This window comes from Streptomyces sp. bgisy027, from assembly GCF_057710365.1.
The window spans coordinates 44,360-68,762 of record NZ_JBYIVZ010000014.1; the positions used below are offsets into that span (position 1 = coordinate 44,360).

Below are 24,403 nucleotides of genomic sequence, written 5' to 3' on the forward strand. Positions count from 1 at the left end.
TCCAGAAGTGTCAACAATGTTGTCGGCGAATCTTGGTGAACCCATTGACCGGATGTGTTTGAGGCTTCTACCTTCCCGCTGAGCAATCCCGCGCACTACTGTGCGCCTTGCGCACAACCTGTCGGAACACCGTTGCACGTTGTCTGTACAGGAGGAGCCATGCGTCGTCTGTCCGCCGGTCTCGCCGCCGGCGCCCTGCTGCTCGTCGGGACGGCCTGTGGCTCGTCCGACGGCGACTCGCCGGACGCGGGAGCGTCGTCCGGCGGGGTCACCACCGTCAAGCTGGGCCTCATCCCGATCGTCGATGTCGCGCCGCTGTATCTCGGCCAGAAGAAGGGCTTCTTCGAGAAGCAGGGCCTGAAGCTGGAGTTCACGACCGCTCAGGGCGGTGCGGCGATCGTGCCGGGTGTGGCCAGCGGTCAGTTCCAGTTCGGCTTCAGCAATGTGACGTCCCTGATGGTGGCCCAGTCCAACGGCGTCCCGGTGAAGGCCGTCGCCAACGGCATCGCGTCGACCGGCGTGCGGGGCAAGGACTTCAACGGCCTGATGGTCAAGGAGGACAGCCCCGTCAAGTCGGCGAAGGACCTGGAGGGCAGGAAGGTCGCCATCAACACCCTGAAGAACATCAACGAGACCGCGGTCCGTCAGGCCGTGCGCGAGGCGGGCGGCGACCCGGACGAGGTCGAGCTCGTCGAGATGGCCTTCGACCAGATGCCCGCCGCCCTCGACCAGGGCCAGATCGACGCCGCGTGCGTGGTGGAACCGGCGACCGCCACCATCCGCAGCCAGGGCGGCCGCGAGATCGCCTCCCCGCTGATCGACGTCGCGCCCGAGCTCACCGTCGCGATGTACTTCACCTCGACGCAGTACGCGCAGCAGCACCCGGACGTGGTCGAGAAGTTCCAGGACGCCACCGCCGAGTCCCTCGCGTACGCCGAGGCCCACCCGGACGAGGCACGGCAGATCGTCACCACGTACACCAAGATCCCGGCGTCGGTGCTGGAGCAGGTCGTCCTGCCCAAGTGGCCGGCCGAGGCGAACCGCCCCTCCATCGAGGCCCTCATGAAACTCGGCGAGGAGGACGGACTGTTCAAGAAGACACCCGACCTGGACGCGCTCCTGCCGTGACTCCTGGAAGGAACCTCGCACTCGGTGCGGCCGGGCTCGCGGCATTCCTCGCCCTGGGCGAGGCGGTGCCGCGGCTCGGCCTGGTCAAGGAGGCGTACTTCCCGCCGACCAGCCGGATCGCCTCGGCCCTCGGCGACGAACTCGCCGACGACGCCTTCTGGCACGCCCTCGGCGACACCCTCACCGGCTGGGCCCTGGGCCTCGCCATCGCGGTCTGCGCGGGCGTCGTCGCGGGCGTCGTCGTCTCCGTGGTGCCGTATCTGCGCGCGGCCACGGCCTCCACGATCGAGTTCCTGCGCCCGATCCCGTCGGTGGCGCTGATCCCGCTGGCGGTGCTGATGTACGGCACCGAACTGCGGTCGGTCCTCCTTCTCGTCGTCTACGCCTCCTTCTGGCAGGTGCTGATCCAGACCCTGTACGGCGTCCAGGACGTCGACCCGGTCGCCGAGGAGACGGCGCGCTCGTACGGCCTCGGCACCTGGGCGCGCGTCCGCCATGTGCTGTGGCCGACCGCGCTGCCGTACGTCATGACCGGCGTGCGGCTGGCCGCCGCGGTGGCACTGATCCTCGCGATCACCGCCGAACTCGTCATCGGCGCACCGGGGTTGGGGCAGCAGATCGCGGTGGCGCAGACCTCGCAGGCGGTGCCGGAGATGTACGCGCTCATCGTGGTCGCGGGCCTGCTCGGGCTGATCATCAACGTCGGCGCGCGCACGGTGGAACGATGGGCGCTGGCCTGGCACCAGTCGGTGCGCGGGGAGGTGGCGGTGTGATCGCGCGTCTGCTGCTCAGGTCCCTGTTCGCCCTCGCGTTGCCCGTCGTCCTGGTCGTCGTGTGGTGGGCGGCGTCGGCCGGCAGCACGGACCCGTTCTGGCCGCCGCTGCGGACGATCGTGGACACCTTCCCGGACGTCTGGACCGCCGACCGGCTGCGCGCCGATGTCGTACCGAGCCTGCTGCGGCTCCTCGTGGGCTATGCGCTCGCCGCCCTCGTCGGCGTCGCGCTCGGCACGGTCATCGGCTCCTACCGGGCGGTGCGCGCGGTGTGCGAGCCGGTCCTGGAGTTCCTGCGTGCGGTGCCGCCGCCCGTGCTGGTGCCGGTCATCATGCTGTTCGCGGGGATCGGCGACAGCATGAAGATCGTCGTGATCGCGAGCGGCTGCGTGTGGCCCGTCCTGCTCAACACCGTGGAGGGGGTGCGCGCGGTCGACCCGGTGATGCTGGAGACGGCCCGTTCGTACGGCGTCTCCGGTCTCGCCCGGCTGCGGCATCTGGTGCTGCCCTCGGCGAGCCCGCAGATCTTCGCCGGGCTGCGCCAGGCGCTGTCGATCGGCATCATCCTGATGGTCATCAGCGAGATGTTCGCCGCGAACAACGGCATCGGCTTCACCGTCGTCCAGTTCCAGCGCAGCTTCGCGATCCCCGACATGTGGACCGGGATCCTCGTCCTCGGTCTGCTCGGCTTCCTGCTCTCCGTCGTGTTCCAGCTGGTCGAGCGCCGGGTTCTCGGCTGGTACCACGGTCTGCGCGCGACCACCCGGCGGTCCTGAGTGAACACCGTGAAGGGGAGGGTCATGCTCGACGTACGCGCCCTGAAGAAGGTCTACGAGGGCTCCGGGCGGCGCGTGGAGGCGGTGCGCGACCTCACCTTCACCGTGGACGCCGGGGAACTCGTCTGTCTCGTCGGACCGTCGGGCTGCGGGAAGACGACCCTGCTGAGGTGCATGGGCGGACTGCTGACGCCGACGGGCGGCGAGGTGCTCCTTCAGGGGCGCCGGGTGAGCGGGCCGCCGCCCGGGATGGCGTTCGTGTTCCAGGAGTACGGGCGCAGCCTCTTCCCCTGGATGCGGGTCGGCGAGAACGTCGAACTGCCACTGAAGCAGAAGGGCTTGGGCAAGGCACGGCGTCGGGAGCTGGTGCGTGACGCGCTGGAGTCGGTGGGGCTCGCGGACGCCGTGGGGGCGTATCCGTGGCAGCTCTCGGGCGGCATGCAGCAGCGCGTCGCCATCGCCCGGGCGCTGGCGTACGAGCCCCGGGTCCTGCTGATGGACGAGCCGTTCGCGGCGGTCGACGCGCAGACGCGCGCCGACCTGGAGGACCTGGTGCGGGGGCTGTGGCGGGAGCGCGGCATCACGATCCTGTTCGTCACCCATGACATCGACGAGGCCGTGTACCTGGGTGAGCGGGTGATCGTGCTGTCCGCCTCCCCCACCGTGGTACGGGAGCAGCTGAAGGTCGATCTGCCCGCCGAGCGCGACCAGTTGCACACCCGCGTCGACCCGCGCTTCGCCGAGCTGCGGACCCATGTGTACGAGCAGATCCAGGCGGCGAAGCGCGGGGTCGTGCAGGACGCGTTCACGAAGTCGGATACGCCTCCACCTCACTGAACTGGGCAGCCGGCCAGCCGGTGTTGGCGCTCACCGACAGCCGCAGGTGGCGCAGCTCGGTGCCACCGGGCAGGGCTACGGTCACCGTGTTGCCGCCGGCCGGGTCGAAGCGGTGGCCGGTGGCGCCGACGACCGTGGAGAAGTTCGAGCCGTCGGTGCTGCCCAGCACCGTCACGGTCTGGGTGCGCGCGCCCCACGCCGGGGACGGCGGCAGCCTGAGCACCAGACGCCGCACCGCCTCGCGGGAGCCGAGGTCGACCGTCAGGGACTGCGGGAAGGCGTTGTTGCTCGACTCCCAGTAGCTGCCGGCATCGCCGTCGACCGCCTTGCCGGGCGTGTAGACGTCCTGCGAGCCGGTGGCGGTGGCCGGGCGGCCCTTGGCGAGGTTGCGCGCCGGGTCCGGGTCGGGGTTGCTCTGCCCGGGCTGCGGCCAGGTCGAGCAGTCGGACCAGGTGCTGCTCCAGCCGGAGTTGCCGCCGCCGTCGGTGAGCGTGAAGGGCCCGGAGCCCGCGGGGTAGGGGCAGTTGTAGATGCCCGCAGCGCCCACGCCGGTCGCCGTGACGTCGCGGAAGGCGGCGGCGCCCTGGGTCTCGGCCTGGACGACGACCGTGCCGGTGTTGCGGACGGTGGCGCCGTCGACGGTGACGTTCTTGGCGGCGAGGCCCCGTCCGCCGCCCGAGACGAACTCGAAGGCGCTGTACGGACTGTCGGTGATCGTCGTGTCGGTGATCCTCACCTGCGCCTCGACGGCACTGTCGTAGGAGTCGACGCGCAGGGCGCCCATGGGGTGGTTCCAGTTGGGGTTCATCGCGCCCGTGCGGACGAGCGTGTTGCCGTCGACCGTGATGGTGCCGGACAGCGGGTGGAAGGGGTCCATGAACTTCTGGTTGGAGATCGCGATGCCGCTGCCGAGGGCGTTGGTGTCGGAGATCAGGTTGTTCCTGACGGTGATGTCGGTGCCGCCGTAGATCGCGATGCCGTTGGCGAGGTTCGGCTGGGTGATGGTGTTGTTCTCGAAGCTGCTGCTGATGTCCGGCGCGTTCAGCGACCACATGGCGAGCGCGTCGTCGCCCTGGTTGCGCAGGAAGTTGCCCCGGACCTTCACGCCGCGCGCGTTGCCGTTGAGGTTGAGGCCGTCGGCGGTCATGTCGAGGAAGCGGTTGTTCTCGACGACGAGGTTGTCGTTGTCGCCCATCAGCCAGAGGCCGACCTTGAGGTGCTGGAGCCACATCCCGGAGACGGAACTGTTCGCCCCCAGCGAGCCGTTGACGAAGTTGTCGGGGTTGGAGTCCACCCGCTCGGTGACCTCGCCGATGACCGCGAAGTCCTTGATGTGGACGCTTCCGGACGAGCTCGACTGGTCGATGAAGCGCGAGGTGCGTACGACCGAGTGCCAGCTGCCCGCGCCCTGGAGGGTGACGTTCTGGACCCCACTGAGGGAGGACGTCAGCCGGTACTCCCCCGGTGGGATCCACACGACGCCGCCCTGCGCCGAGGCGATGGCGTCCCGGAAGGCCTGCGTGGAGTCGCCCCGGCCGCTGGGGTCGGCGCCCCTGGACGTCACCGACACCGACCCGGCGGGCCGGCTCGCCGCGCCCGCGACCTGCTCGAAGTCGGCTACGTCCACCGTGACCTGGACGTTCGCCGCCTCCAGAGCCACCTTGTCGCCGGCCTGCACGTTCCGCCCGAGCAGCAGCCGGGCGTTGTCGTAGAAGTGGTGGGTCTTCGAGCCCGGGATCCAGCCGGTGTCGACGTAGGAGTACTTGGAGGTGACGGCGATGGACTTCGCGAGCTTGGTGCCGTTGACGTACACGTTCAGTGAGCCGCTCTGGCCGTCGGGGACGCTGTAGGCGACGTTCAGGGCGTTGGCCGCGCGCGGCGCGGTGAACTCGACGCGCCGGCCGGAGTTCAGGCGTACCGCCTGGCGTCCGGAGGCTTCCGAGGCGAGGGTGCCCTGGGTGTGGTCGGGCCCGATCCTCGTGCCGGTCGTGGTGGCGGACTCGGCCTCGACCGAGGTGAACGGGAAGGTGGCGCCGGCGGCCGCCTGCGCGGTGGGCGCCGTCGCGGTGAGCAGGCCGGCGGCGAGGGCGACCGTCATCGCTATTGGCATGATCCTGACAGTTCTGGGCGGGTACCGCATGTGCTGATCCCTTCGTGTGGGGGTGCGGGGATAGCAGCCCGCGGTCAGGTGCGCAGCCAGGCCGCGGTGTCCTTCGGCAGCCTCCCGTGGGGGTCCAAGGGGCCGCTGGCGAGCAGGAGTTCGGTGTGGTCGGGCAGGTCGGCGGGCTCGTCGGCGAGGTTCACCAGGCAGGTCACGCCCGGCGCCCGGGTGAAGGCGAGCACGCCCTCGGGCGCCGGCAGCCAGGTGAGGGGGCCGTCGCCGAACTCCGGGCGCAGCGCGATCGCCCGGCGGTAGAGGCCGAGCATCGAGCCGGGGTCGGCGGCCTGCCGGTCGGCGGCGTACGCGGCCCAGCCGGCGGGCTGCGGAAGCCAGGGCTCCTCCTGCGAACCGAAGCCGGCGTGCGGTTCTCCGGCCGCCCAGGGCAGCGGTACCCGGCAGCCGTCCCGGCCGGGGTCGGTGCCGCCGGAGCGGCCGTGCATCGGGTCCTCGATGCGGTCGAGGGGGATGTCGGCCTCGGGCAGGCCGAGTTCCTCGCCCTGGTAGACGTAGACGGCCCCGGGCAGGGCGAGCGAGAGCAGCGCGGCCGCCCGGGCACGCCGGGTGCCGACAGCGAGGTCGGTCGGGGTGCCGAAGGCCTTCGCGGCGAAGTCGAAGCCGGTGTCGGCGCGACCGTAGCGGGTCACCGTGCGGGTGACGTCGTGGTTGCACAGCACCCAGGTGGCGGGGGCGCCGACGGGGGCGTGCTCGGCGAGGGTCGTGTCGATGGACGCCCGCAGCCGCTCGGCGTCCCAGGGACAGGACAGGAACGCGAAGTTGAACGCCGTGTGCAGCTCGTCCGGGCGCAGATAGCGGGCGAAGCGCTCGGGGTCGGGGAGCCAGACCTCGCCGACGAAGACGCCGTCGTAGTCGTCGGCGACGGTGCGCCAGGAGCGGTAGATGTCGTGGAGTTCGTCGCGGTCGACGAAGGGGTGCGGGTCGGGACCGTCGGCGAGGTCGGTGAGCTCGGGGTCCTTGGCGAGCAGCGCGGCCGAGTCGATGCGGACGCCGGCCACGCCCCGCTCGAACCAGAAGCGCAGGATGTCCTCGTGCTCCTGGCGGACCACGGGGTGGGCCCAGTTGAGGTCGGGCTGTTCGGGCGTGAACAGGTGGAGGTACCACTCGCCGTCCGGCAGGCGGGTCCACACGGGTTCGGTGGAGCCGACGAACTGCGACGGCCAGTCGTTGGGCGGCAGGTCGCCGTCCGGGCCGCGTCCGGGCCGGAAGTGGAACAGCTCGCGCTCCGGGCTGCCGGGTCCGGCGGCGAGTGCGGCCCGGAACCAGGCATGCCGGTCGGAGACGTGGTTGGGCACGATGTCGACGATCGTGCGGATGCCCAGTTCACCCGCCTCGGCGATGAGCTTCTCCGCCTCGGCCAGGGTGCCGAACGCCGGGTCGATCGCGCGGTAGTCGGCGACGTCGTAGCCGCCGTCCTTCAGCGGTGAGACATACCAGGGCGTGAACCACAGGGCGTCCACGCCGAGTTCGGCGAGATACAGCAGCCGGGCGCGGACGCCCGCGAGGTCGCCGGTGCCGTCGCCGTCGCCGTCCGCGAAGCTGCGGACGTAGACCTGGTAGATGACGGCGGAGCGCCACCACTGTGCGGCGGCATGACGGGGCTGTGCCACGGTGCGGCCCTTTCTGTCGGAAGGAGGAGGGCGGGCGGTGGGAGGAGGGCGTCAGCCCTTGGTGCTGCCCGCGCCGATCCCGGCGATGATGTGCCGCTGGAAGACCAGGAACATCGCGACCATGGGGATGCTGGCGATCACCATCGCGGCGATGAGCACGGTCAGCTGGATGTTCTGCGACAGTTGGACGAGCGCCACGCTGATCGGCTGCTTGTCGGTGTCGGAGAAGACCATCAGCGGCCAGAGGAAGTCCTGCCAGACGGCCACCAGGGCAAAGATCGAGACCACGCCGAGGACCGGCCGGGACATCGGCAGCACGATGGACCACAGGGTGCGCAGCTTTCCGGCGCCGTCGATCTCGGCGGCCTCCAGGACATCGCGCGGGAGCTGGTCGAAGAACCGCTTCAGCAGATAGAGGTTGAAGGCGTTGGCGACGGCCGGCAGCCAGATGGCGAGCGGGTCGTTGAGCAGTCCCAGGTCCGCCACGGTCAGGTACTTCGGTACGACCAGCGCCTGGGCCGGGACCATCAGGGTGGCGAGGATGCCGCCGAGGACCACCTTGCCGAAGACGGGCCGCAGTTTGGACAGCGCATAGGCGGCGGCCGTGCAGAACACGATCTGGAACAGCCAGGCACCGGCGGCCTGGACGACCGTGTTCCAGAGGTGGCTGGGCAGCTGCATCAGGTCCCAGGCATCCGTGTAGCCGCTGAGGTGCCACTGCTCCGGTACGAGGGTGGGCGGGGTCCGCGCCACCTCGTCCGGTGACTTCATCGCGCCCGTCACCATCCAGTACACGGGGAAGAGGAAGGCGAGCGCGAACAGCAGGACGGTGCCGGTGAAGACGGACCAGTAGGCGGCCTTGCCGCGGGGGCGTGCCAGGGCCGCCGGGGAGAGAAGGGTCCGGGTGCTCATGCGTCCTCCCCTTCGGTGCGTGTCAGACGCAGGTATACGGCGGAGAAGGCGCCCAGGAGCACGAGCAGCATGACGCTGAGGGCACAGGCGCCGCCGAAGTCGTTGTAGAGGAAGGCGTACTTGTAGATCAGGTACAGGACGGTGACCGTGGCGTTCTCCGGGCCGCCGCCCGTGATGACGAACGGTTCGGTGAAGACCTGCATCGTGGCGATGATCTGAAGGAGCATCAGCATCAGGATCACGAAGCGGGTCTGCGGGACCGTGACGTGCCGGATGCGCTGGAGGAGGTTCGCGCCGTCGAGTTCGGCCGCCTCGTACAGCTCGCCCGGGATGGACTGGAGCGCCGCGAGGTAGATGAGCACGGTGCCGCCCATGTTGGCCCAGGTCGCGACGATCACCAGGGAGACGAGCGCGGTGTCGGCGCCGTTGGACCAGTTCGAGGTGGGCAGGTGCAGGAACCGCAGCGCCTCGTTGGCGAGGCCGGTGCCGGGGTCGTAGAACCACTTCCACAGCAGGGCGCTGACCACCGGCGGGATCATTACCGGCAGGTAGACCACGACCCGGAAGAACGCCTTGGCGTGCCGCAACTCGTTGAGGACCAGGGCGAGCACGAACGGGATCGCGAAGCCGATCAGCAGGGCCAGCAACGTGAAGGTGAGGGTGTTGCGCCAGGCCGCCGCGAACTCCGGGTCGCCGAAGACGCGGGTGAAGTTGGCGGTGCCGACCCACTCGGGGTCGCTGCCGGGCGTGTACTTCTGGAAGGCGATCACGACGGCGCGGATCGCCGGGTACCAGGAGAACAGGGCGAAGCAGACGAGGCCGCCGATGAGGAAGCCGTAGGCGCGGGCCTGGTCGAGGAGGCGGCGCCGCCTCCGGTCCCCTGCCGGGGGCGGCGCCTGCATCGGGTGGACCGCGACCTTCGCGACGGTCCGTCGCTGAGCCGTCTCGGTCATGGACCGTCAGCCCCGGGCCAGGATGCTGTCGATCTTCCCGGAGGCGTCCTTCAGGAGCTGGTCGATGTCGGCGTCCTTCTTGGTGAGGACGGCGGAGACGACCCCGTCGAGGACGGAGTAGATCTGCTGGGCGCTGGGCGGCTCGATCTTCATGTCGAGGCTCTGGTTGCCGTCGAGGAAGGCCTGGTAGTTGTCCACCGGGACGTTGGCGTTGGCCTCCTTGACCTGCTGGTCCTTGGCGTCGGCGGCGCCGGTGAACAGCCGGGGCTCGGGCAGTCCGACGGGGGCGTCGTTCTTCTTGGCGCGGGCGTAGTCGCCGAGGAAGCCGTCCCCGGGCGTGAGGAACATGTGGTCCAGCCACTTCAGGCCGGCGCGGATCTGCTCGGGGCTCGCCTTCTTGTTGAACATGTAGCCGTCGCCGCCGATGAGCGTGCCCTCGCCGCCGGGCATCGGGGCGAGCGCGAGGTCCTTGTAGTCGCCGCCCTTCTCCTTGACCAGGATCGGGATGTTGTCGGGGGCGGAGAGGTACATGCCGAGCTTGCCGGAGCCCATCATCTGCTGGACGTCGTTGATGACCAGGAGCTGCTTGCTGCCCATGGAGTTGTCGGTCCAGCGCATGTCGTGCAGGTTCCGGAGCACGGCGCGGCCCTCGGGGGTGTCGACGGTGGCCTTCTTGCCGTCGGCGCTGACGACGTCGCCGCCCTGCGAGTAAAGCTCGGCGGTGAAGTGCCAGCCGCCCTGGTTCTGGGCGCTGTAGTCGGCGTAGCCGACGGTGCCGCCTCCGAGGCCGGCGATCCTCTTGGCGGCGGCGCGCAGTTCGTCCCAGGTGGCCGGGGGCTTCTCGGGGTCGAGGCCGGCCTTCTCGAAGAGCTTCTTGTTGTAGATCAGGCCCATCGAGTAGCCGGTGCGCGGGATGCCGTAGATCTTGCCGTCGACGGTGTAGATGTCGCGCAGCTGCTGCTGGATGGTCCCGTAGCTCTTCAACTCCTTGACGTACGAGGTGAGATCGGCCGCCTGGTTGATGTCGACGACGTGCCGGGCGTCGGTGAAGTACGTGTAGAAGACGTCCTCCATCTGCCCGCCGGCGAGCTTGGCGTCGAAGGTCTTCGGGTCCTGGCAGGGGAACGCGTCGTGCGCGACGACGTCGATGTCCGGGTTGGCCTTCTCGAAGGACGCGATGTCCTGCTCGAAGAACTGGCGGTCGACCTTGGCGCTCTTGGGCGGCATGCAGTTGACCGTGACGCGGGTCTTTCCGCTCGCCGAGTCGTCGCCGCCCGAACCGCAGGCGGACACGGCCAGGGCGAGGGAGCAGACGCTCAGCGTGGCGAAGGTACGGCGGAACCCGGTGCTTCTCATCGGTGGACCCCTCTGGGCAGGAGCGGTGGGCGCCGCACACTCAAGCACCGCCAACATCTGAACGCAAGATGTCGCGCGAGATTTGAAATTTTTTAACAGCGGAATGCATCCCTCAGGGACGACGGGATGCGCCGCGGGGCGGGGGCGTCAGGCGCGAGGGGCCTGCGCCGTCGAGCCCCGCACCACCAACTCCGGCTCGAAGAGGAGCTCTTCCGCGGGTACGGCGGTGCCGGCGATCTGCGCGCTCAGCAGCTCCACGGCCGCCCTGCCCATGGCCTCGATGGGCTGGCGGACGGTGGTGAGCGGAGGCTCGGTGCAGTTCATGAAAGCCGAGTCGTCGTAGCCGACCACGGAGACCTCCGACGGGACGTCGAGCCCCTTGCGGCGGGCGGCCCTGATCGCGCCGAGCGCCAGGGGGTCGCTCGCGCAGATGATGCCGGTGACCCCGCGGTCGATCAGCCGGCCGGCGGCGGCGTGACCCCCCTCGATCGAGAAGATGGCCCGCGCCACACGCTCGTCGGGCAGGTCCCCCGCGACGCTGCGCGCGGCGGCCAGCTTACGCGCCGACGGCATGTGGTCACCCGGCCCGAGCACCAGCCCGATGCGCTCGTGCCCGAGCGAGGCCAGATGCCGCCAGGCCTGCTCGACGGCCACGGCGTCGTCGCACGAGACCGCCGGGAAGCCGAGGTGTTCGATGGCCGCGTTGACCAGCACCACCGGGATGTTGCGGTCGGCGAGCTCCTTGTAGTGGTCGTGCGGCGCGTCGGCCTGGGCGTACAACCCGCCGGCGAACACCACCCCGGAGACCTGCTGTTGCAGCAGCAACGCGACATAGTCGGCCTCGGACACCCCGCCCTTGGTCTGGGTGCACAGCACCGGGGTCAGGCCCAGCTGGGCGAGCGCGCCGCCGATCACCTCCGCGAACGCCGGGAAGATCGGGTTCTGGAGCTCGGGCAGCACCAGGCCGACGAGCCGGGCGCGTTCGCCGCGCAGCTGCGTGGGCCGCTCGTAGCCGAGGACGTCCAGCGCGGAGAGCACCGCCTGCCGGGTGGCCTCGGAGACTCCGGGCTTGTCGTTGAGCACCCGGCTGACCGTGGCCTCGCTGACCCCGACCTTCTTCGCCACTTCAGCAAGTCGTCGCGTCATGGACGCAAGAATAGCGCAAGAAGCGCAAGCGGCTTGCGTTCCGGCGGCGTCTACTTCTTCGCGGCCCAGAGTCCGCGCACGTGCCCCAGGTGGCGCGTCATGACCTCGCGCACGGCCTTCTCGTCGCGGGCGATCAGGGCGTCGATGAGTTCGAGGTGCTCCTCGGCGGAGGCGAGGAGGCGGCCGGCCTCGACGAGTGCGGTGAGGCCGTAGAGGCGGGAGCGCTTGCGGAGGTCACCGACGACCTCGACGAGGTGGACGTTGCCGGCGAGGGCGAGCAGGCCGAGGTGGAAGCGGGTGTCGGCCTCGACGTACGCGATGAGGTCACCGGAGACGGCGGCCTGGACGATCTCCCGGGCGGCGGGGCGCAGCGCTTCCAGGGAGACCTTGTCGGCGGTGCGGGCCAGTTCCACCACCGTCGGGATCTCGATCAGGGCCCGGATGTGGGTGTACTCGTCGAGCTGCTTCTCGGAGACTGCGGTGACCCGGAAGCCCTTGTTGGGAACCGTGTCGACCAGGCCCTCCTTGACCAGGTCGAGCATGGCCTCGCGCACCGGCGTCGCGGAGACGCCGAAGCGGGCGGCGAGCGTGGGCGCCGAGTACACCTCGCCGGGGAGCAGTTCCCCGGCGATCAGCGCGGCCCGCAGGGCGTCGCCGACCCGCTCCCGGTAGCTGCTCTTCCTGCCGCCCAGACTGGGCAGCGCCGGGGCGGCTGCGGCGGACGGGGCGCCGGTGCGCTGGGCGGCCATGTGGTGTCTCCTAGCTGGTGCATCGTGACGCGCCGGTGCGTCGCGATGCTCTGGTACATCGTGACGCGCCGGTGCGTCCTGATCGTGACGCGCCCTGGTACATCGTGACCGTGAGGCGCCCTGGTGCATCGTGACCGTCAGGCGTTGGTGCAATGTCACGCGCTACCGTCACGCGGTACCGGCCATTATCCCCGGCGTCCGCCCTTGGCCGGGCCCGTTCCTAGAGCACGAACCCGGCCGGGAACGGGTCCGAGGGATCGAGCAGGTACTGCGCGGTCCCGGTGATCCACGCGCGGCCGGTGAAACTGGGCAGGACGGCGGGACGGCCGGCGACCTCGGTGGTGCCGAGGAGCCGGCCGGTGAAGCTGGTGCCGATGAAGGACTCGTTCACGAATTCGGTGTGCAGCGGCAGTGCACCGCGCGCGTGCAGCTGCGCCATGCGGGCGCTCGTGCCCGTGCCGCAGGGCGAACGGTCGAACCAGCCGGGGTGGATGGCCATCGCGTGCCGGGAGTGGCGGGCGGTGGCGCCGGGGGCGATCAGGTGGACGTGGTGGCAGCCGCGGATGGACGGGTCCTCCGGGTGGACGGGCTCCTCCTCGGCGTTGATCGCCGCCATGAGGGAGAGGCCGGCCTGGAGGATGTCGTCCTTGCGGGAGCGGTCGAAGGGCAGCCCGAACTGCTCCAGCGGCAGGATGGCGTAGAAGTTGCCGCCGTACGCCATGTCGTATGTCACCGTGCGCCCGTCCGCGAGGGTGATCTTGCGGTCCAGGGCGACGGAGAAGGACGGCACGTTCTTCAGGGTGACCGCCTTGGCGGCACCGTCCTTTACGGCCACCTCGGCGACGACCAGACCCGCCGGGGTGTCGAGCCGGATGGTGGTGACCGGCTCGACGGCCTCCACCATGCCGGTCTCGACGAGCACCGTCGCGACCCCGATCGTGCCGTGCCCGCACATCGGGAGGTAGCCGGAGACCTCGATGTAGAGCACGCCCCAGTCGCAGTCGGGGCGGGTGGGCGGCTGGAGGATGGCGCCGCTCATCGCCGAGTGGCCGCGCGGCTCGTTCATCAGGAGCTGCTTGATGTCGTCGCGGTGCTCACGGAAGTACAGGCGCCGCTCGTTCATGGTCGCGCCGGGGACGGTGCCGATCCCGCCGGTGATCACGCGGGTGGGCATGCCCTCGGTGTGCGAGTCGACGGCGTGCAGGACGAGTTTGCTGCGCATGGGTCCAGCCTCCCTTGTGATCACGCGAGCCCGGCGGCCACGGCCTTCTCGGTCGCGGCGCGGATCGCCGCCTCCTGCTCCGGCAGCAGCGGCACCCGGGGCGGACGGCAGCGTCCCCCGTGCCGGCCCACGATGTCCATGGAGAGCTTGATCGCCTGCACGAACTCGACCTTGGAGTCCCAGCGCAGCAGCGGATGCAACTGCTCGTACAGCTTCTTCGCGGTGCCGAGGTCGCCGCCGACGGCCGCGCGGTACAGCTCCACGCAGGCCCGGGGCAGCGCGTTCGGGTAGCCGGCCACCCAGCCCTTGGCGCCGGCGAGCGCGAGTTCCAGCAGGACGTCGTCGGCGCCGATCAACAGGTCGAGTTCCGGGGCGAGTTCGGCGAGCTGGTAGGCGCGCCGGACGTCGCCGGAGAACTCCTTCACCGCCTGGATGTATCCCTCTCCGTGCAGTTTGGCGAGCAGTTCGGGGACGAGGTCGACCTTGGTGTCGATGGGGTTGTTGTAGGCCACGACCGGGACGCCCGCCCCGGCGACCTCCTCGTAGTGGGCGAGGACGGAGCGCTCGTCGGCCCGGTAGGCGTTCGGCGGCAGCAGCATCACCGACGCACAGCCCGCGTCCCGGGCCTGCTCCGCCCAGCGCCGGGACTCGGCCGAACCGTAGGCGGCCACCCCGGGCATCACGCGGGTGCCGCCGATCGCGGCGACGGCCGTCTCCACTGCCTTCGCCCGCTCCTCGGGGGCGAGCACCTGGTACTCGCCGAGGCTCCCGTTCGGTACGACACCGTCGCAGCCGTTCTCGACGAGCCAGGAGCAGTGCTCGGCGTACTTGCCGTGGTCCACGCGGAGGTTGTCGTCGAGCGGCAGGGCGGTGGCGACCAGGACGCCACGCCAGGGACGGTGTTCGGTGACGGTCATCTCGGGTTCCCTCTCAGTGGAGTGTGACATTGCATTGATCTCGTACCGGTGTCAGGCGACCGCCGGCTTCGACACCCGCCAGGCTCCGGTGCCCGCCAGGCTCCGGCGCCGGTCGGCTTCGGCACCGGTCGGCTTCGGCGCTCAGCCGTCCTCGTTCTCCCCCGCCCGCGCGAGCACACCGAGCGGTACGGGCCGGGCGAACGGCCTGCGCGAGACGCCGAGTTCGCACCCGGCGAGCCCCGCGACCGCCGGTCCGCACACCCGTCCCTGGCACCACCCCATCCCGGCCCGGGTCAGCAGCTTCACGGTCCTGGCGTCCCCGGCGCCCAGTTCCACCACCGCCGCCCGGATCGCGCCGCCGGTGACCTCCTCGCAGCGGCAGACGACGGTGTCGTCGGTGATCCGGTCGGTCCAGCGCGCGGGCGGCGCGTACACGGAGTCGAGCGTGGTGAAGAAGGCGCGCAGTCCGGTACGAACCTCGGCGGCGGCCGCCCACCCGTCCGGGTCGGGCCGCGTGCCGCGCAGACGGGCGGCGGCCGATCGTCCGGCGATGTGCCCCTCGGCGAGCGAGAGCGCCGCCCCTCCGATGCCGGTCGTCTCCCCCGCGGCCCAGACGCCGGGCACGTCGGTGCGCTGCTCGTCGTCCACGCGTACGGCGAGTCCGTCGAGGCCGCAGCCGAGGGTCTCGGCGAGGTCGGTGTGCGGGAGCATCCCGTGGCCGACGGCGAGGGTGTCGCAGGCGAAGCGGCGTCCGGTGCCGGGCCGGACCCGCCCGTCGACGTCGAGCGCGGCGACGGTGACGGCCTCCAGCCGTTCGCTGCCGTGCGCCTCGACGACGGTGTGCCGCGCGAGCGGGCGCACCCGGTGGCGCAGCAACTCGGCCGCGTACTGCGCGCCTTCGGCGACCTTGGCGGGCTGCGCCACCAGCGCCCGGGCGCGCCGCAGGAACGCCTTCGGGTCGGCGGACTCCACGAGGGCTGCGACCTCGACGCCGGCCGCGGCGAGCCCGGTCGCCACGGGCAGCAGCAGCGGGCCGGTCCCGGCGACGACAGCGGTCCGCCCGGAGACCGCGAGGGCGCCCTTGAGCATGGCCTGGGCGCCGCCCGCCGTGACCACGCCGGGGAGGGTCCAGCCAGGGAAGGGCAGCACCTTCTCGTAGCCGCCGGTGGCCAGGAGCACGGCGTCGGCGCGTACCTCGGCCGGGTCCCGCTGTTCGGGGCCGAGCAGGGCGTGCACGGTGAATCCGCCGGCGGACAGGCGCTCGACGAACCAGACGTGGTGTTCCGTCAGATGCCGTACGCGGCGCGCCTCCACCTGCGCCGCCAGCGCGTCCCGCAGCCGCTCCCAGGTCCGCCACTGATGGTGCAGGGCCTGCGGGCGTCGGGCCCGCAGGCCGTCGGCCGGCTGCCGGTAGAACTGGCCACCCGCCGCCGCGGCCGAGTCGATCAACGTGACCCGGACGCCTCGGGCGGCCGCGGCGACGGCCGCGGCCAGTCCTGCGGGCCCCGCGCCGATCACGGCGAGGTGCGGGGCTCCACGGTCTGCGGGGTCGCGGTCAGTCATCGTGCCCCGTCCCTTCCTGGGTCCGGATCGCGTCGCCCGGGTGCAACGGCACCAGACAGGCCCGTTGGTTGGGGCGGTCGTTGACGGTGATCAGGCAGTCGAAGCAGACGCCGATGCCGCAGAACACGCCGCGCCCGCGGCCCGCGCCCCGGGTGGTCCGCCAGGAGGTGACCCCGGCCGCCCACAGCGCGGCGGCGACCGTCTGGCCGGGCAGGGCCTCGATCTCCCGGCCGTCGAGGGTGACCGTGAAGGCCGGGCCCGGGTGGGCGTCGGCGAGCTCCAGAGGGGTACTCATACGGCCTCCTCGCCGAAGCGGTCGGGGCGGAACGGCGTCAGGTCGAGGTCGGGGGTCTTCTCGGTCAGGGCCTGTGCGATCAAGTGGCCGGTGCCGGTGGCCAGTCCGATGCCGGCGCCCTCGTGGCCGCAGGCGTGATGCAGACCGGGCACGCGGGGGTCGGGGCCGACGGCGGGCAGGTGGTCGGGCAGGTACGGGCGGAAGCCGAGGTAGGCACGCATCGCGCGGACGTCCGTCAGAAACGGGAACAGCCGCGTCGCGTCCGCCGCCAGTGCCCGCAGGACCGGCAGTGAGAAGGTCCGGTCGAAGCCGACGCGTTCCCGGCTCGCGCCGATCAGGATCGGGCCCGCCGCCGTGCCCTCGACGACCGGGGAGGTCTGGAGCGCGGCCGAGTCGCTGGCGACGTCGGCCACGTAGTCGGCGGCGTAGACCTTGTGGCGGACCTTGCGCGGGAGGGGTTCGGTGACCAGGACGAAGCCGCGGCGCGGGAGGACGGGCAGCGGGACGCCCGCGAGCGCGGCGAGTTCGCCGCCCCAGGTGCCGGCGGCGTTGACGACCGCGGGGGCGTGGATGTCGCCCAGGTTCGTTCGGACCCCGCGCACCGCGCCGGCCGGCGTGCGCAGTACGTCGGTCACCGTACGGCCGGTGAACAGCCGGGCGCCCGAGCCGCGGGTGAGGTGGGCGGCGGCCAGGGCGGGCATGACCTGGCAGTCCTGGGGATAGTGGACGCCGCCCGGCAGACCGGGGGCGAGGTGGGGTTCGAGTGCGTACAGGGCGTCGCCCGCGACCGGTTCGGCGACGACCCCTGCGGCGCGCTGTCCGTCGGCGAACCGCTCCAGCGCCGCGAGCCCGTCCGGCGACGAGGCCACCACGACACCGCCCTTGGTCTCGTACTCGACGGCCGCCCCGAAGTCAGCGGCGAGTTCGCCCCACAGCCGGCCGGACAGCAGGGCGAGGTCCAGTTCGGGGCCCGGTTCCTTGTCGGAGACGAGGAGGTTGCCCTCACCGGCGCCGGTGGTGCCGCCCGCCACCGGACCGCGGTCGACGAGGATCACGTCCAGGCCCGCCCGGGCCGCGTACAGCGCGCAGGCCGCGCCCACCATGCCCGCGCCGACGACCACGACGTCGCAGGTCAGTCGCTCGTTCACGCCAGTACTATGTCACACACCACCCTGCGACGGAATGGTGCGACGCCCGTCGTCCGGCAAAAGGGGAGCGGCACCCGGGGGACTCCCCGGCGGGCTGCGGGACGGAACCTTCCCGCGCGCTGACGGGGCGCCGTCGGCGACCTGAACGCCGACGGTGCCCCGTTCAGTCCTCGGCGGCGGTCACGACGCGCAGATGGGCGGCGCCGCGGCGCGCCACTCGCGTCCTGGGCCGCTCGCGGCGCAGCTCGCGCAGCACCAGCGTCAGCCGGGTGTAGCCCATCTCCTCGAGGGTCCTGGGCGTCTCGTCCACGACCCGGCACTCGGTCGCACCCCAGCGCGGGTCGGGGTGCAGCAGCGGCCGTACGGCGCCGTCCCGGGCGACGGCCCGCTCGCCGACCGTGCGGATCCAGTGCGGCAGGCCCTGCCGGTAGGCGGCCTCCATGATCGGGTCCTGTGCGATGTCACGGCGGATGGCCTGCAGCCCGTGGTCGTGGCCGTGCCGCTCCACGGCGGCGGCGAAGTGCGCCAGCATCGGCAGGCACCAGCTCGACTCGTGCTCGCCGAGGACCGTGCTCGCGTCCGGGTGGAAGAGCACGAATCTGAGGAAGTTGTCGTCGGGCATCGCCGTCGGATGCGGGCCCACCCCGCGGAAAAGTGACGCGAAAGCGGTGTTCGCCAGGACGACGTCCCAGCGGTGGTCCAGCACGACGGACGGGAAGGGCACGGCCTCCACGAGAGCGGCGTAGTCCCGCAGATAGGCCTGGGCCTCCGGCCTCTCGAGGACGGGGCGCGGCACGGACCGCTCCCCACCTGCCTGATATGCCATCGGGAGGTCACCCCTCTTGCCTATGCGGCCTTCACGCGGCGCCCTGATCCTGCTGCCCGAGCCCGAGCCGTGTCAACTATCGTGGCATTTCATGCCTGTTGACGGCTGAAATTGGCCACAGTTGTGGCGAGACCTGGATGTGAGTTCGAACTACCCGGTAATCTCCGTCGAGTTCACGGGAAGGGCTCGTGAGGAGCCTGTGAGAGACGTAGGAGATCTGCCGGTGACGGATGGCTTCGAGGGTTCGGGCGCCACGCCGACGGTAGCGCTGCCGGCCGTCGTCGCCCGTGTCACCGCGCTCGCCGACCGGCTCGGCGTGTCGCACGCCGAGGTCTTCGACACCGGACGGCTGTCCGTCGCCTCCGGCGTTCCGGAACCGGTCGTCAAGGCCCTGCTGAGCGGCCGCCCCGCGGGGGAGCCCGATGTGCAGGCGCGTTTCCTCCAGCGGCTCGACCTGTTGCGCCGCACCCGGCTGAAACCGAACGGCCGCAAGTACACCCAGCAGGAGATCGCCGACGGCGCGGGCATGTCCCGCCAGCAGGCCGGCGCCCTGATCAACGGCGACCGTCGTCCCACCATGGAGCACTGCGACGCCATTCAGCGTTTCTTCCGGGTGCACGCCGGATTCCTCACGGCCGAGGACCCCGAGGCGCTCGCGGGCTCCCTCCAGCGCACCGAACAGGACCTGCTCCAGAAGCTCGCGGAGCGCGAGGCGGCCCAGGCCGCCGAGGACCCGCTGGAGAGACTGCTCCAGGACCACGGCGTGCGCGGCATAGCGTGGCGTGCCGCCCAACTGCCCACCGACCAGCATCGCGACAAAGTCGCGGAGTGGCTGGACATGCTCCTGGAGAGCGTCAAGCGACCCGAGTCGTGATCCGGGGAGAACGGGAGAGCAGTGGGCATCGGTAGGGAAATGCGCCGCCTGTGCGGCGAGTTGATCGCGGAGCTGGAGCTCCCCGCTCCCGTGGCGCCCGGCATGCTGTACCGCGCCCTGTGCGACGCGATGAGCAGACGCCGCGGCCGTCCCGTCCACTTCCGTACGGCGGCCTTCCCGGCCGGCACCGCGAGCGGGCTGTGGCTCGACATGGCCGACCAGGACCTGGTCGTGATCGAGGAACGCACCGCGCCGGACCACCAGTTGGTGATCCTCGGCCACGAGCTGTGGCACATGAAGGCCGGTCACTGCAGCCACAGCATCGAGGGCGCGACCGTTGCGGCCCGGCTGCTCAGCGACGACGCCGATCTGCGCTCGACGGTGCTGAAGGTCGCCGCCCGCAGCCGCTTCGACGAGGCCGACGAGCAGGAGGCCGAGAGCTTCGGCCTCCTGCTGGCGAGCAAGTGCCGCACCTGGCTGGCGGACGCCTCGGTGCGGGGGCAGCGGGATCATCTGGCGGGGCGTATCGAGGCGTCGCTGGGCTATCTGGGGCCGCAGGGCTGATCGTGGGCACCCCCGGGGTCGGGCGCCGCGTCGCTGGTCAGGTCGCGCTGCGCTCGCTCGCCTCCCGCAGCTCCCGCTCCACCGCCCGGGAACGGGCCGTGTCCGGCTGCCCCGCCGCCGTGCCGGGCCGCCCCGCCCGCAGCATCTCCCGCCAGTTCTCGCGGCTCCAGTCGGCGGCGGCCGTGCTGCCGGTGAACTCCTCGACCAGCGCGACGAAACGGTCCGGGTCGGTGTGGAACGGGAAGTGGCCCGCCCCCTCGAAGATCTCCAGGCGGCTGCCGGGCATCGCCTCGTGCGCGCCGTAGGCGTGCCGCACCGGCACCACGCTGTCCCGGTCGCCCCACAGCAGCATGGTCGGCATGCCCTCGGTCAGGTAGCAGCGGTCCAGCATGGTGACCACCTGCCCGCGCCAGTCGACCACCGCCCGCAGGGTACGGATGAAGGCGTTGCGCGAAGTGTCGTCGGGCAGGGCGTCGACGAGGGTCAGCAGTTCCGGCGCGTCCTGCCCGAGGTCGGTGTCCAGGAACCTCATCAGCCGTACCGCCTGCCCCACTTGCAGCCGCATCCCCGGCAGCCGCAGCGCGGACAGCATCAGATGGGCGCCCGGCAGCGAGACCAGCCGCAGTACCGGATTGACCTCGCGGCCGACTCCGCCCGCGCTGACCAGGATCAGCCGCTCCGTGCGCTCGGGGAACTGGTAGGCGAACTGCATGGCCACTCCCCCGCCCAGCGAGTGCCCGACCAGCGTCGCCGACTCGATGCCGAGTGTGGTGAGCAGATCCCGCACCCCGTTGGCGTAGGCGGCGACCGAGTAGTCGGCGCGCGGCTTGTCGGAGGCACCGTGGCCGAGCAGGTCCGGGGCGATCACCGTGTGCGTGCGGGCGAGGTCGGGGATCAGTTCGGCCCAGGTGTCGGAGGAGTCCCCGATGCCGTGGATCAGCACCAGCGCCGGCCCCTCGCCGGCCATCCGGAAGGCGCGCCGGTAGCCGTGCACGACGCGGTACTGCAACGCGAGTTCTCCGTCGCCGACCGGACGCAGCCGTACGGCGCGCACCGGGCGTCGGCTCTGGGCATCGGCCACGCGCCCACCTCCGTTCCTGCCGTGTTCCCCGGCCGCGGGCGTGCGGCCGAAAGCCGTTCCCTCCAGCGTAGGGACGGCTTTCCCACCAGGGATTTCAAGGAGGTTTCGCCTCCGCTAAGCGGGCGAACGGACGTGGGGCCGAACCCGATTGTCAGTGGTGGACGGCAAGCTGGTGGTGCGCCCTCATGTGCGGGGCGTGACGCGACGACGCCGACTTGGGGAGAGCCGACCGATGCCCACTGCCGTACTGACCGATCGCGAGCGCACCGCCGTCCAGGCCTACCTGCGGCTTTTGCACACCGTACGAGCCGCGTTCGACGGTCCGCCCGGGAAGGGCCGACCACCCGTGGTGCCGCCCGCCGTGCTCGCCGAGGCGGAACAGGCGCTGGCGGATGCGGGTCTGACGGGCAACGAGGAGGAGTTCTTCCGGCTGCTGAAGGGCTGGTACCCGGCGGAGCCGTAGCGGGCCTCGCGACGCCAGGAGGGGGCTCAGGTGTGCGGCACGCTGACCGCGGTCGCCACCAGCCCCCGCTGGACGGTCCACCGGCCCTCGAAGACGTCGATCCGGCGCCCGCCCACGAGCGGGCCCGGCACGAGGAGCCGGGCGCGCAGGCCACCGCTGTGCCGCTCACCGGGGTCGCCGAACACGTCTATGTCGGCCTCGGTGAAGTCCAGCCACTTGCCGGTGAGGGGGAACCACGCCTTGTAGACGGACTCCTTGGCGCTGAACAGGAGCCGGTCCCAGTGGACGTCCGGGTGGTCGCCGGCCAGCCGGCGCAGCCGGTCCGCCTCGGCGGGCAGCGCGACGGCGGGCAGCACACCCTCCGGGAGGGGCTGGTGGGGTTCGGCGTCGATGCCGACGGAGGCCAGCTCGGCGGCGCGGACCAGGGCTGCGGCGCCGTAGCCGTCGCAGTGGGTCATGCTGCCGACCAGGCCGGCCGGCCAGCCGGGGGCGCCGCGTTCACCGGGCAGGACGGGCTGCGGGGGCACGCCGAGCTTCTCCATGGCGCGGCGCGCGCAGGACCGTACGACGGCGAACTCGCGGCGGCGCTTGTCGACCGCCTTGGCGACGACGGCCTCCTCCTCGGGGTACAGGGCCGCGCTCGCGTGCTCGTCGTTGCCGTACGCCTCGACGGTGACCACCGGCTCCGGCAGCAGTTCCTCGATCACCGGGCCGCGCCCTCCTTCGGCAGAATGCGGCGCAGCCGGCCCGGCGGGTCCGGTCGCTTGCGCCACTCGCGGGGGTACCCCACCGAGACCTCCTCGAAGCGGACGCCCTCGTGCCAGGTGGTCCGCGGGATGTGGAGGTGGCCGTAGACCATGGTCCGGGCGCGGAACCTGCGGTGCCAGTCCGCGGTCAGCCGGGTGCCGCACCACATGGCGAACTCGGGGTACCACAACACGTTCGTGGGATGCCGGTCCAGCGGGTAGTGGTTGACGAGGACGGTGGGCAGGTCCTCGGGCAGTGCGGCGAGCCGGCGCTCGGTCTCGGCGACCCGGGCCTCGCACCAGGCCTCGCGCGACGGGTAGGGGTCGGGGTGCAGCAGGTACTCGTCGTTGCACACGATCCCGGTGCCGTGCGCGTACTTCAGGCCCTCCTCCTTGGTGGCGCAGCCGGAGGGCAGGAAGGAGTAGTCGTACAGCAGGAACAGCGGCGCCACGGCGACCGGACCGCCGGGTCCCTCCCAGACGGGGTAGGGGTCCTCGGGGGTCGTCACGCCGAGTTCCCGGCACACCTCGACCAGGTGCTCGTAGCGCTCGACGCCGCGCAGGGTGACCGAGTCCTTCGGGTGGGTCCACAGCTCGTGGTTGCCGGGCGCCCAGACGACCTTGCTGAAGCGGCCGGCGAGCGTCTTCAGTGCCCAGCGGATGTCGGCGACGGTCTCCGCCACGTCGCCGGCGACCAGCAGCCAGTCGTCGTCCGAGTCGGGGCGCATCCTCTCGACGAGAGCGCGGTTCTCGTCGTATCCGATGTGCAGGTCGCTGATGGCCAGCAGCTGTCCGGCACCGCCGGCCGTCGATGTCACCCTTCGCCCCTTCCGGTCACACGGAACGATCACACGAACAGGACCACCAGAACACAGAGTGCCCCACCCGTACAAGGCCGGATCGCGTCGTCACCGGGAGGGAGCAGCGGGGATGCCCCGGGAGGATCGGCGGGGTGCTCCGGACGGTCGGGAAGCATCCGCAATTCCGTAACACGTACGTTGCACGCGGCACCCCTTGAAACCCGTATGATCGCCCCAACACCACCGCCGTGAACGTCCCTTCGCAAGGGGCGGTTTGGTGTACCTCCAACCTCCCTGCCCGGGCACGGGCCTGCTTCGCCGTGCCCGCGAACCCCGAAAGGACGGCCCTGCATGGTCTCTCGCGTACGCGTCTGGCTCAACCGCACGTACGCGGAGAACGTGTTCTTCATGGATCAGCTGCGCAGAAATCCCAGCGATCGGGCCGTGGAGATCCATGCGACGCACGGGGACGCCGACTCGCCCGTGCTCGCCGCCGCCGACACCGCCGAGCTGGAGCCGGAGGGGCTGTCCCCGGCCGGGTACGTGGAGTACGCCCTCGCCCAGTGCGGACGCCGGGGCATCGACGTGTTCGTGCCCCGTTTGCACCAGTCGGCGATCGTGGCGCACCGCGCGGAGTTCGAGGCGGTCGGTACGGCGCTGCTGGCGCCGCCGCCGGAGGCCGTGGCCGTCTTCCAGGACAAGGTGATCGCGTACGAGGCCGTGCAGGCCGTCGGGGTGCCGGTGCCGCCGTGGTGGCGGGTGCGCAACGCCGACGAACTCGTCGCCGCCGTCGAGGAGTTGGAGGAGGCGGGGCACAAGGCCTGCTTCAAGCCGGCGTCCGGTGCGGGCGGGGTGGGCTTCCGCGTCATCACGCGCTCCCCCTTCTCGCTGATGCACCTGAGCGGTTTCCCGACGCCGTATGTGCAGCTGGATCTGGTGGAGGACGCCCTGCGGCGGACCGACGAGCCGGTGGACTGGCTGGTGATGCCCCGGCTGGAGCAGCCGGAGGTGTCGGTGGACTGCCTGACCGGGCCGGACAACCGGGTGCGGCTGGCGATCGGGCGCAGCAAGAGCGGGCGTCGGCGCGGCTTCACTCTCCAGGAGCAGTGGCTGGAGCCGGCGCGGCTGATCGCGGAAGGGTTCGGCCTGCACTACCTGTCCAACATCCAGTTCCGGATGTTCGGCGACACGCCGGTCCTGATGGACGTCAACACACGCCCCGCGGGCGGGCTGCACCAGCTGTCGCTGTGCGGCGTCAATGTCCCGTGGCTGGCCGTCCAGCTGGCACTCGGCGAGGACCCGGGCGAGGTGGTGCCCCCGTTCCTCGGACAGGACTACACGGTGGTCTCGGGCCCGCGCCAGTTGCGCCCGGTGTCCATTCCCCAGCAGCGCGCGGCCGGGGAGGCGGAGCCACTGCTGCCGGCCGTGCCGTCCCCGGCACCGGTCGACTCGGTCCAGAGTGGGACAGCTCAGGTCCTGCCGCTCTAG

At 71.3% G+C, this 24,403-nt stretch carries 24 protein-coding genes; 8 read left to right on the plus strand and 16 right to left on the minus strand.

Annotated elements, in window-relative coordinates; genetic code table 11:
* Positions 1–159: 159 nt before the first annotated feature.
* Genes AC3ETA_RS16430 through AC3ETA_RS16445 form a run of 4 tightly spaced genes read left to right on the plus strand, consistent with a single transcriptional unit; the run spans position 160 to position 3,514 of the window.
* The gene (locus tag AC3ETA_RS16430) at positions 160–1,128 is read left to right on the plus strand and encodes an ABC transporter substrate-binding protein (protein ID WP_432193620.1); all 969 of its coding nucleotides are present in this window, start codon (positions 160–162) and stop codon (positions 1,126–1,128) included.
* On the plus strand, positions 1,125–1,901 hold the full coding sequence (locus AC3ETA_RS16435) for an ABC transporter permease (protein ID WP_432193621.1): 777 nt from the start codon (positions 1,125–1,127) through the stop codon (positions 1,899–1,901). The genes AC3ETA_RS16430 and AC3ETA_RS16435 overlap by 4 nt, the downstream gene beginning before the upstream one ends.
* On the plus strand, positions 1,901–2,677 hold the full coding sequence (locus AC3ETA_RS16440) for an ABC transporter permease (protein ID WP_432193723.1): 777 nt from the start codon (positions 1,901–1,903) through the stop codon (positions 2,675–2,677). The genes AC3ETA_RS16435 and AC3ETA_RS16440 overlap by 1 nt, the downstream gene beginning before the upstream one ends.
* Before the next feature lie 24 nt (positions 2,678–2,701).
* Entirely contained in the window at positions 2,702–3,514 is an 813-nt protein-coding gene (locus tag AC3ETA_RS16445; RefSeq protein ID WP_432193622.1) for an ABC transporter ATP-binding protein, read from the plus strand.
* On the opposite strand, the gene AC3ETA_RS16450 is transcribed toward AC3ETA_RS16445, so the two are convergent.
* The 13 genes from AC3ETA_RS16450 to AC3ETA_RS16510 form a co-directional block, all read right to left on the minus strand.
* On the minus strand, positions 3,483–5,624 hold the full coding sequence (locus AC3ETA_RS16450; protein WP_432193623.1) for a discoidin domain-containing protein: 2,142 nt from the start codon (positions 5,622–5,624) through the stop codon (positions 3,483–3,485). The genes AC3ETA_RS16445 and AC3ETA_RS16450 overlap by 32 nt on opposite strands.
* A 74-nt stretch (positions 5,625–5,698) precedes the next feature.
* Entirely contained in the window at positions 5,699–7,300 is a 1,602-nt protein-coding gene (locus AC3ETA_RS16455; RefSeq protein ID WP_432193624.1) for a glycoside hydrolase family 13 protein, read from the minus strand.
* A gap of 51 nt (positions 7,301–7,351) precedes the next feature.
* The gene (locus AC3ETA_RS16460; RefSeq protein WP_432193625.1) at positions 7,352–8,212 is read right to left on the minus strand and encodes a carbohydrate ABC transporter permease; all 861 of its coding nucleotides are present in this window, start codon (positions 8,210–8,212) and stop codon (positions 7,352–7,354) included.
* Positions 8,209–9,165, minus strand: a complete 957-nt coding sequence (locus tag AC3ETA_RS16465) for a carbohydrate ABC transporter permease (protein WP_432193626.1) — start codon at positions 9,163–9,165, stop codon at positions 8,209–8,211. Before AC3ETA_RS16465 ends, AC3ETA_RS16460 begins: the two co-directional genes overlap by 4 nt.
* Before the next feature lie 6 nt (positions 9,166–9,171).
* Positions 9,172–10,521: an ABC transporter substrate-binding protein gene (locus AC3ETA_RS16470; protein WP_432193627.1), complete on the minus strand. Its 1,350-nt coding sequence runs from the start codon at positions 10,519–10,521 to the stop codon at positions 9,172–9,174.
* A gap of 147 nt (positions 10,522–10,668) precedes the next feature.
* Entirely contained in the window at positions 10,669–11,667 is a 999-nt protein-coding gene (locus tag AC3ETA_RS16475) for a LacI family DNA-binding transcriptional regulator (RefSeq protein WP_432193628.1), read from the minus strand.
* Between the two features lie 50 nt (positions 11,668–11,717).
* Positions 11,718–12,416: a GntR family transcriptional regulator gene (locus AC3ETA_RS16480; protein ID WP_432193629.1), complete on the minus strand. Its 699-nt coding sequence runs from the start codon at positions 12,414–12,416 to the stop codon at positions 11,718–11,720.
* 220 nt (positions 12,417–12,636) lie between these two features.
* Positions 12,637–13,638, minus strand: a complete 1,002-nt coding sequence (locus tag AC3ETA_RS16485; RefSeq protein ID WP_432193630.1) for a proline racemase family protein — start codon at positions 13,636–13,638, stop codon at positions 12,637–12,639.
* Between the two features lie 20 nt (positions 13,639–13,658).
* The gene (locus AC3ETA_RS16490; protein WP_432193631.1) at positions 13,659–14,555 is read right to left on the minus strand and encodes a dihydrodipicolinate synthase family protein; all 897 of its coding nucleotides are present in this window, start codon (positions 14,553–14,555) and stop codon (positions 13,659–13,661) included.
* A gap of 141 nt (positions 14,556–14,696) precedes the next feature.
* Positions 14,697–16,118, minus strand: a complete 1,422-nt coding sequence (locus AC3ETA_RS16495) for an FAD-dependent oxidoreductase (protein WP_432193632.1) — start codon at positions 16,116–16,118, stop codon at positions 14,697–14,699.
* A complete protein-coding gene (locus tag AC3ETA_RS16500; protein ID WP_432193633.1) occupies positions 16,111–16,413 on the minus strand; it encodes a (2Fe-2S)-binding protein in 303 nt (100 codons plus the stop codon). Before AC3ETA_RS16500 ends, AC3ETA_RS16495 begins: the two co-directional genes overlap by 8 nt.
* Positions 16,410–17,561: an NAD(P)/FAD-dependent oxidoreductase gene (locus AC3ETA_RS16505; protein WP_432193634.1), complete on the minus strand. Its 1,152-nt coding sequence runs from the start codon at positions 17,559–17,561 to the stop codon at positions 16,410–16,412. Before AC3ETA_RS16505 ends, AC3ETA_RS16500 begins: the two co-directional genes overlap by 4 nt.
* Before the next feature lie 163 nt (positions 17,562–17,724).
* Positions 17,725–18,387 (minus strand): MmyB family transcriptional regulator, encoded by a 663-nt coding sequence (locus AC3ETA_RS16510; RefSeq protein WP_432193635.1) that lies wholly within the window; start codon positions 18,385–18,387, stop codon positions 17,725–17,727.
* Between the two features lie 223 nt (positions 18,388–18,610).
* On the opposite strand from AC3ETA_RS16510, the gene AC3ETA_RS16515 reads away from it, so the two are divergent.
* Entirely contained in the window at positions 18,611–19,261 is a 651-nt protein-coding gene (locus AC3ETA_RS16515) for a helix-turn-helix domain-containing protein (RefSeq protein ID WP_359053445.1), read from the plus strand.
* 39 nt (positions 19,262–19,300) lie between these two features.
* A complete protein-coding gene (locus AC3ETA_RS16520) occupies positions 19,301–19,825 on the plus strand; it encodes a toxin-antitoxin system, toxin component (RefSeq protein WP_432193724.1) in 525 nt (174 codons plus the stop codon).
* A 37-nt stretch (positions 19,826–19,862) separates the two neighbouring features.
* Here AC3ETA_RS16520 and AC3ETA_RS16525 read toward each other — a convergent pair whose 3' ends face one another.
* Positions 19,863–20,906: an alpha/beta fold hydrolase gene (locus tag AC3ETA_RS16525; protein ID WP_432193636.1), complete on the minus strand. Its 1,044-nt coding sequence runs from the start codon at positions 20,904–20,906 to the stop codon at positions 19,863–19,865.
* Between the two features lie 232 nt (positions 20,907–21,138).
* Here AC3ETA_RS16525 and AC3ETA_RS16530 point away from each other — a divergent pair, with 232 nt between their 5' ends.
* Positions 21,139–21,369, plus strand: a complete 231-nt coding sequence (locus tag AC3ETA_RS16530; RefSeq protein ID WP_432193637.1) for a hypothetical protein — start codon at positions 21,139–21,141, stop codon at positions 21,367–21,369.
* A 26-nt stretch (positions 21,370–21,395) separates the two neighbouring features.
* Here the strand turns inward: AC3ETA_RS16530 and AC3ETA_RS16535 are convergent, their stop codons facing one another.
* Both AC3ETA_RS16535 and AC3ETA_RS16540 read right to left on the minus strand, forming a co-directional pair.
* The gene (locus AC3ETA_RS16535; RefSeq protein WP_432193638.1) at positions 21,396–22,076 is read right to left on the minus strand and encodes a 4'-phosphopantetheinyl transferase family protein; all 681 of its coding nucleotides are present in this window, start codon (positions 22,074–22,076) and stop codon (positions 21,396–21,398) included.
* Positions 22,073–22,933 carry a metallophosphoesterase family protein gene (locus AC3ETA_RS16540; RefSeq protein ID WP_432193639.1) on the minus strand — a complete coding sequence of 287 codons (861 nt, stop codon included), beginning with the start codon at positions 22,931–22,933 and terminating at the stop codon, positions 22,073–22,075. Before AC3ETA_RS16540 ends, AC3ETA_RS16535 begins: the two co-directional genes overlap by 4 nt.
* A gap of 333 nt (positions 22,934–23,266) precedes the next feature.
* Here AC3ETA_RS16540 and AC3ETA_RS16545 point away from each other — a divergent pair, with 333 nt between their 5' ends.
* The gene (locus AC3ETA_RS16545; protein WP_432193640.1) at positions 23,267–24,403 is read left to right on the plus strand and encodes an ATP-grasp domain-containing protein; all 1,137 of its coding nucleotides are present in this window, start codon (positions 23,267–23,269) and stop codon (positions 24,401–24,403) included.